This is a genomic window from Zarconia navalis LEGE 11467 (genome assembly GCF_015207075.1).
GTDB classification, from domain to species: domain Bacteria; phylum Cyanobacteriota; class Cyanobacteriia; order Cyanobacteriales; family Geitlerinemataceae; genus Zarconia; species Zarconia navalis.
The window spans coordinates 1-5,846 of the sequence record NZ_JADEXN010000354.1 but is presented as its reverse complement, the minus strand read 5'-3'; the positions used below and the strand labels follow the sequence as shown (position 1 = coordinate 5,846).

General features: G+C 48.5%; 4 protein-coding genes. 1 reads left to right on the top strand and 3 read right to left on the bottom strand.

The window, feature by feature from the left end; genetic code table 11:
• The 3 genes from IQ235_RS16840 to IQ235_RS16830 all read right to left on the bottom strand — a co-directional run.
• The coding region (locus tag IQ235_RS16840) for a M48 family metallopeptidase (protein WP_264322587.1) at positions 1 to 1,029 on the bottom strand (1,029 nt) is incomplete at its 3' end.
• A 429-nt stretch (positions 1,030 to 1,458) separates the two neighbouring features.
• Positions 1,459 to 3,630, bottom strand: coding sequence for a phospholipid carrier-dependent glycosyltransferase (locus tag IQ235_RS16835; RefSeq protein WP_264322586.1), 2,172 nt, complete (start codon positions 3,628 to 3,630; stop codon positions 1,459 to 1,461).
• A 266-nt stretch (positions 3,631 to 3,896) separates the two neighbouring features.
• Positions 3,897 to 4,112, bottom strand: a complete 216-nt coding sequence (locus IQ235_RS16830) for a hypothetical protein (RefSeq protein ID WP_264322585.1) — start codon at positions 4,110 to 4,112, stop codon at positions 3,897 to 3,899.
• Between the two features lie 102 nt (positions 4,113 to 4,214).
• Between IQ235_RS16830 and IQ235_RS16825 the strand changes: the two genes are divergently transcribed.
• Complete coding sequence (locus tag IQ235_RS16825; protein ID WP_264322584.1) at positions 4,215 to 5,702, top strand: glycosyltransferase family protein; 1,488 nt, start codon at positions 4,215 to 4,217, stop codon at positions 5,700 to 5,702.
• Positions 5,703 to 5,846: the final 144 nt, after the last annotated feature.

Below are 5,846 nucleotides of genomic sequence, written 5' to 3'. Positions count from 1 at the left end.
TCGGGCACGGGAGATCGGATATCCTAGGGATTTGAGCCGATCGCTTAGGCAGGGATGGGTATCTTCATTATTGGTCTTCTCCCCGAGCGCCTCTTTTAACCATCGATCGCTTTTATCTTCGGCGACGGGACGGTGTAAGACCCCTAACATTGAAGAATAAACATCCTCAGGTGGGTCGGCTTGATGTTCGATTTGCTTGTGGATATCCGACCAAAAAGAACTTTCGAGAAAACGCGCTTTAATTTCAACATTCATCAAAGCCTCGGCGGTATTGCGCGCGCCAGCCAGTTGTGCCGCACAGCGATCGGCTTCGTACTCGTTCATCCGCGCCAAGGTAAAAGAGTAGGCATCAAATGAAGGCCAATACCAATTTAGAAAGCGATCGAATAAAATCGAGGTTCCCGGTCGATCGCTTTGATGCAACCGTTCGTAAATTTGCAACCAAGTTTTACGAACTCGATAAATCCAGGCAGAAAAGCGAGAATGGTTGCCCGAAAGATGACCGAGTTCGTGGGCGAGAACGGCTTTGAGTTGTTCTAAAGACAAAGCTTGCATCAAGGGCAATCCCAACAGCAAATAGTTTTGTTGCCAACCTAAGATACCCAGCCGAGGAATTTGAACCACTCCGGCGTTAAATTCTCGATTCAAGAGAATGTTATGAAATCGAGGTGCTTGGAGTTTCGCGGTCAATTCATCAACTAAAGCGAAGAGTTCGGGAACTTGGCGGCGACTGAGGCGAATCCCTTGAGGCGGTGGGAAAGTCACCCAGAGCGATCGGACGATCGCCCAGGCGGGAATTAGTAAGATAATCAAAAGTTTGATAACAGAACCATTAATCCGCTTACTAAAAAAAATAGCAGAAAGGATTAGCCCGATAATGGCAAGTAACCCAACCAATACAAAAAAAATATAGGCATATCCTAATGCGGCGAACAAGGCAACCCGCAGGCGGTATTGACCGGGCTTTTGTTTTGAGAAGCCTTCAAGCTTTGCAACTAATATATCGAATTTTGTTTGGGCGATCGTCATGCAATAGAACCCCGTTTATATAGAAAATAACTAGATCGAGAACTTGACCAAAAAAGGCAGCAAACATTCGTTTGATTTCTATTATTCCAGAGCTGAATCTAAAATAATGTCTAAAATCGGAATACAAAACTTGTCAGAATATGACTTTTTTAAAAAGCAATCTTCCTCACAAAGTTTTCATATTTTTAAGCCGTCTTTAGTCTGTTTTAACCTAACTTAAGGATGACCATCAAGGGTCGCTGTAAGGTGAAGATTCAGGTTGAATTCAAACTCTTGTATGGTAATAAGTTCGCGAGCACGGATCGAACCTGCGTCCAGCCGGAAAAGAGCCGACCGCTTTACCACTGAGCGACCTTATCCATGACTTTATTGATGCCATCAGGGTTTGAAGGAACGATCGACGAAATTTGTCGATCCGCAAATAGACCGCTAGTCTCCTATTTCTACCTCGCCTAAAATCGTGGGATTCGCGTTCGCGGGTTGGATGGCATCGGGAAACACCAACCGAACTTGAATTTGATAGCGTCCCGGCACAATATCCGAAGTGAGGGGGAGTTGATGGAAGTCTCGCAGCAGGGTTCCCAGGGCGATCGAATCGGTTTGCCCCAAATAGCCGTTCACGAGGGGAGATTGCCACTTGTGCGGCACTTCATCGCTGACATTGACTAAGGCGATCTCGACTTCTAAATTCGGGAGTGCGTCCTCGAGAAAGTGCCAATATAACGTGATTTTACCGGGTTTTTCCGGAGTCCATCGATCGCGATTCAGATCGTATCCCAACAAGCGAATAGAAGGGGTGAAAGTGGTGTTGACGGGAGACTGGATACGGGCTAAATCTTCGGGTAATAGCGTCGGTCCTGGATAGATGTTCACGTAGTCGAGACCGTCGATATGTAAGGTATATAACGGTTGCTGTCCCCGGAAGTATGCCAGAAATTCGCCATCGGGAATCTGACGCTGGAACTGGTTGAAATACAACACGATGCGATGAGCGCCCACCCAGCGTCGGAGTCGTTCGGGGGAGGGTTTATCTCGACCGATGTTGGTGGCTTCTCCGAGGAAGTAGGGTTCGAGGGCTTTGCTATAGGCACTCGCCACCAGGGTGCGCTCGGCCTCTGGAGATTTATTGAGCCATCGGGCAGCGCGATCGAGTCCCTCCCCTTGTCCCACCATCAGCAGGTGTTGGGCGACTCGCGATCCCCCAGCGAGGGGATTGAAGTAGGTGATGTAGTAAGGAAAGTGGGGCAGTAGAACCGCCAGTTGAGCGACGATCGCAAAGAGGGCGCAACTCACAGCCAGATTTGCTTTGATGCCAAGCGTTCTCGCAAGCCGAGGGAATTTCCGTTGCAGCCAATGCCAGACTTGCAGCCAAGCGGTGGCGGCCAGCATCGCTAAGAAAGGAACGGTGGGGAGAATGTAGCGATCGATTTTGCTATCGAGAAGGGAGAGAACCACTAAAATCCAGGCAACGGCGAGGATGAGGGCATTCAATTCCGGTCGCGCGTTAATTTGAGCAAATCCAGTTTTTCCCAGGGGGAGATTTTTCCCAAACCATCGATATAGCTGGGGACGCAGCCGCGCGAGGGTGTAAATAAGTCCCCCCACAAAAATCGCTGGGGATAGGCGGTACACCAACACTACGGGATAAAATAGGGCGTTGGGCGCGTCGGTTAGCTGACCCCAGAAAAAGAAAAAGCCTCGTTGCGATTCTTCCAGGAGTCCCTGGTAGAGGCGATGGAGGGTGGCTTCGGGGGCAACCCACAGCACCGGCCAGATGGCGTAAATCGTGGCAGGAATTGCCGCCAGCCACAGGGTCAAATCGAAGATCTGCGGCAGCCAACCTCGGGGTCGAAAGACGGGTTGCCACATCCCCAGTTCGATACAAGCGATCCAGGTAAAGACGGCGGGGAGGACGAAGAGAGCGGGAATTTTGGCGGCCGTCGCCAGTCCCATCAGCACCCCCGAAGCCAGTAATCCCAGGCGATCGCGCAAGGTTCGACGCGACGTTTTGCCATTGCCTCGCAAATACAGCAGCAGCAATAACAATCCCAACGTACTCAAGTCCACTTGCATGGCATCGGTGGTCACAAAGCGCTGGTAAGCAAGGAAAAAGGGATCTAAGATGAGGAGAACGGTTGCCACCAGAGCAATGGATTTGCCTAGCAAGCGCTGGGTGAGGGCGTACAGAGCACAGGTACAAATGGCGGTAATTAGAGCTTGAAACAGGCGGGGAAGAATGAATAGGGCGATCGAAAATTGCTCGCTCTTCATGCACTCGCGCACGGTCAGACCTTCAGCAAGATCGAACAATCCGGGCATCAGTTCGTGTAGTCTGCAATTGACAAACATTCCACTGCCGACGATCCACATATTGACGATGCCCGGATGATGGCGCAAATAGGTGTCTTGGTAGTCTTCTTCGAGGAATTGTCGAAAAAATTCAGAACCCCGTTCCATCCAAGACACTTCATCGAGATTCACGGGAACGTCGATGGCGATCGCTCGCAATGCCAGGGAGATGACAAAAATTCCGAGCAACAATGCAGTATCCGATCCGGTTGCCAATCTCTCGGATTTTCTGAGTTTAGACAGTCGAGTCATATTGCATTCGTTCGAGATCCCAAAACCTTATACCCTATATCCTATATAAGCGTTTCTCTCATAGAAGAGGTACTAACGACCTCCCACCCATCTCCCTTCACTTTCAAAAGGGGGACTTGAGGTACGCGCTTGGATCTTACTCACTTGAGAAGCGCACCCATGAAGTGGAGTACTAGTCTTTAGAATGCCATCGATCGGACTCGGTGTAACAAACAGCAAGCACGAGCGCGATACTTCTACTTTGTTGGTACCTTCTGTTGGTACCTTCATTGGCACAGCAACCCGAACAGGGCTAGGAGTCGCGCGCGTCGTTGGGATTCCATACCGATCGTTAATCTCAGCCGGTACGATCGCGCCCTCGAAGATGCCGATCGCTTGCGGATGGAAACAACGATCGAACGATCGCGAGTTTGCCTATTTACGATATCCGCACCCAAGCGTGTATGATAATCTTCTAGATTCCCATAAACGACGAGCCGCACAAGGCGCGAGAAAAGAATTTACTCCGCTCGGTTATCGATCTTCAGACCCATAAGATTGTTATGCGCCTAACGTTGCCTGAAAATCTAAAGTTGGCTTCTAGATTGACAGTTCGGCAAGCGTGCGCGATCGCGGTCGGTTTTGGAATTCTCATTCGTTGCGTCCAATATTTTTCCAATCGGTCTTTATGGGCAGATGAGGCCGTTCTCGCGCTCAATATCGTCAACCGATCGTATGCAGAACTTCTCCAACCTTTAGATTACGATCAAGCGGCTCCTATTGGATTTTTAATGGTGGAAAAACTAGCGGTGCAACTATTGGGGAACAATGAATACGCGCTGCGGTTATTTCCATTTTTAGGAAGTATTGTCTCTATTTTTTTATTTGTAAAATTTGCCAATCACTTTTTGTCTGAGAAAGCTGTTTTTATCGGATTATTACTTTTTTTAAGTCTAGAATATCTAGTCTATTATGCCTCAGAAGTCAAGCAATATTCGACAGATGTTACCGTTGCTTTATTTTCCGGCTATCTCTTGACTCAAATCGTCTATCGGCAACTGAATATTCGTCGATTTATTGCCTATGCTATCGCAGGCAGTCTTGCAATTTGGTTTTCCCATCCGGCCGTATTTAGTCTCGCAGGCTTCGGGACGATCGCCCTCTATGATGCCCTACAAAAAAAGCGAACTCGAAAAGCGATCGCTCTAGGTGCTATTTATTTGAGCTGGGCGACGAGCTTCCTAATTTCCTATCAGCTTTCGATCGCCTCCATCAGTGAAAACCAAAACTTACAAAAACACTGGAGAACGGCATTTCCCGACTCGTGGCTCGACTTTGATTGGTTAATTGACAAAATCACCAATTTTTTTGGTAACCCATTAGGTTTTCACGAAGGAGTACTTGTCGATGTGGCGATCGTTGTCTTCGCCATCGGGTGTTTTGCCCTGTGGAGACAAAACCGATTCACGTTTAGTGTTTTACTCGTCACTCCGATTTTCACCCTCCTAGCGGCTTACTTACAGCGCTATCCTTTCCGATATCGCTTGCTGCTTTTTCTGACCCCGTTTGTCATTTCGATAATGGCCGAAGGACTTATTTACCTTTGGGAGAAATCGAGGTCGAAAGCAAATTGGGTGAAGATTTTAGCGACTGTGGTTATTGCCGCCATTCTCATCCCTCCGGTTTTCAATACCAGCCGCCTGTTAATTTCACCGCAAGTGCGGGAAGAAATTGTTCCCGTCATCGAACATATTAAAGCCAACCAAGAACCTGGCGATCGGTTGTATATTTTTCAGCGGGGCATTTACCAATTTAAATACTATGCTCCTAAATACGGCTATCAACCCGACGATTACATTGTTGGGGTTGAGGATTTAGACGATGGGGAAGAAGTCACCCCTGCCGAATGGCAGCAATATCAACAAGACTTCGATCGCTTGCGGGGAAACCCTCGAGTATGGGTTCTCTTTTCTCACGTCGATGGTGTTCCCGAAGAAAAAGAAACCGTCGTCAACTATTTCAAAACGATCGGCAAAGAACTAGACTTTTTTGAAAGCCCCGGATCGTTCGTTTATCTCTACGATCTCACTTAATCTGGCATTCTGCCCTTCCGAAGTTGGAATGGGGAGACCAGAAACGCGGAGATTGGACGACGCGGAGATCGGACAATACCGAATCAATTATCCGTTGGTTCTTCTCTTGCTTCTCTGCCTCCTCTGGCTTCCCCTTCCCTGCAC